General features: G+C 42.7%; 2 protein-coding genes. One reads left to right on the forward strand and one right to left on the reverse strand.

Annotation, left to right across the window (positions count from 1 at the left end; all coding sequences use genetic code 11):
- Positions 1–956: class I adenylate cyclase (locus tag BKK52_RS13145; protein ID WP_208606177.1), on the reverse strand; the 956-nt coding region annotated here is incomplete at its 3' end.
- 133 nt (positions 957–1,089) lie between these two features.
- On the opposite strand from BKK52_RS13145, the gene BKK52_RS13600 reads away from it, so the two are divergent.
- The coding region (locus BKK52_RS13600) for a DUF5389 family protein (protein WP_167367930.1) at positions 1,090–1,243 on the forward strand (154 nt) is incomplete at its 3' end.

The following is a 1,243-nucleotide window of genomic DNA, read 5'->3' on the forward strand; positions in this document are numbered from 1 at the left end:
GAAAGTGCGGTCAAATAATCCGTTACTTTGGCAAGAATAGCAATGTAGGGATCAAAATGGTGCGACGGTGTAGTATTACCCGAGAAGAGATCTTCTTTAAATTGTCGGGCAATCAAACGGGTGTTGGGATATTCCTTGGAGTAGGCTTCTAACAGCAAAATTTTCAGCACTGATTTATAAGGCGAGTCAATCCCTTTGTATAACTGCCATAGGCTTGCACCAAAATATTCTTTTGCGGAAAATTGCCCCAACCCGCCAAAATCCACCCAATCTTGTGGATCCAAGGTGCCTTCCCGAATACGCTTTTCTACCTCGTTTTCATACTCTGCTTCATCATCGACCCACAAATGCAACCATAGCAAAGGTTTGCCCGCCAAGCGTACAGCGGAACGATAAAACTCATCAAGCAACAACATATACTGTGTCGATCCGCTATTTTCATTAGTGAGGAGAGCCGTGTTGTGATTTGGGCGAAAACGTTGTTGATCCATCAAATAAAAGTTAATTTCTACCTCAAACTGCATCGCCCATTCTTTAATTTTTTGCGTTTTTTGTGTAAGTAAATCCCGTTCGTCCTCCGTTAAATCGTCAGGATGACAAATCCAAGTATCCAAATCGGAATGGCTTGTCTGAGTAATAGAACCGAAACTCCCCATCACATACAGTCCTAAAATAGGCGGGTCGGCGCAATAAATTTGGCGTTTAATTTGTTCGTAAAATGCCGGGTATTCGGTTAAAAGGAATCGTTGCTGATAATCAGACAAATGAAACCCGGCAATACCACAGGGAGATTGCACAACATAACCGGGTAAATGCGGGTGATTTAATTGAAGCAATAAAGGGAGCAAAGACAATACGTGTTGTAACCCGTCACCGGAACCCAATAACGCACGTTCCAAACGGCGTTTATCAAGGGTCTCCACAAATTTTCTTGCCCGATTGAGATCATATTTCAATACGGTATCCTACCGGATAGAAAAAACTGGCGATACTGTACCACTTCAAGCCGCCGAAAGCAAAGAATAGCTACCCAACGCTAACAACATTTGCTATATTCCCTACTTGATCTTTACCCATAAACCTTAAATTATGAAACATTCATCTATGCCAACAAAATTTAGCGGATTCGCTTGGGGACTTGCCGTTTTCTGTATGCCGGTTTTGCTTTGGCCGCTTGCCTTGCTGGTGTCGACAGGTTTTGCTAAAAATCCGGCACTGACGGAGGAACAAATCAATTTGTTTT

It is taken from the genome of Rodentibacter trehalosifermentans (assembly GCF_002000545.1).
Taxonomy (GTDB): Bacteria; Pseudomonadota; Gammaproteobacteria; order Enterobacterales; family Pasteurellaceae; genus Rodentibacter; species Rodentibacter trehalosifermentans.